The organism is Oleiphilus sp. HI0043, from assembly GCF_001634935.1.
Map to the genome: position 1 here is coordinate 1 of NZ_LWEY01000997.1, position 546 is coordinate 546.

General features: G+C 39.0%; 1 protein-coding gene. It reads right to left on the bottom strand.

The genetic code is table 11. The annotated features are described in order from the left end of the window. Positions 1 to 546 (bottom strand): toxin-antitoxin system YwqK family antitoxin (locus A3729_RS10760; RefSeq protein WP_197475793.1); only part of this gene is annotated, 546 nt, incomplete at both ends.

The window sequence follows — 546 nt, forward strand, 5'->3', positions numbered from 1 at the left end:
TGGTAATCAATAGTTACAACATCTTTGGAGCTACGCTCCGTGTGTTTTTCAATATAGCCATTGGGGTAGTAGAGGGTTAACCTTTTCAAGTACTTTTCCTCTGTCCAGTCCTGTATTCTTTTTACAGTGCCATCTATATAGAACAGTTTCTGTATGCCTATCCTGCTTCCTTCCTCCCAATACTGTTGCGCACTGATTTCTCCTGATTGGAAATAGCCAGTCTCTTGGCCGTGTAATTTTCCTTCAGAATAATGAAAGAGGCGTTCAAGATCACCTGAGTAGTAATACGATCTCGCTTCTCCTTCGAATTTTCCATCAACATTGGTTTTAAAATCTTCTATTTGGCCATTAGCATAATATTTAATGTCCGGGCCATTTTTAACTCCAGCAACCCAAGTGGTTTCTGTTAGTAAAGTACCGCTTTCTATATATCGATAAGAAACACCATGTAACTCACCATCTACATATGGTTCCGAGCTTTCTTTTACACCATTTGAATAATAATTTTCTTGTAAGCCATGCTTCACACCATCAACGAAGTGGATG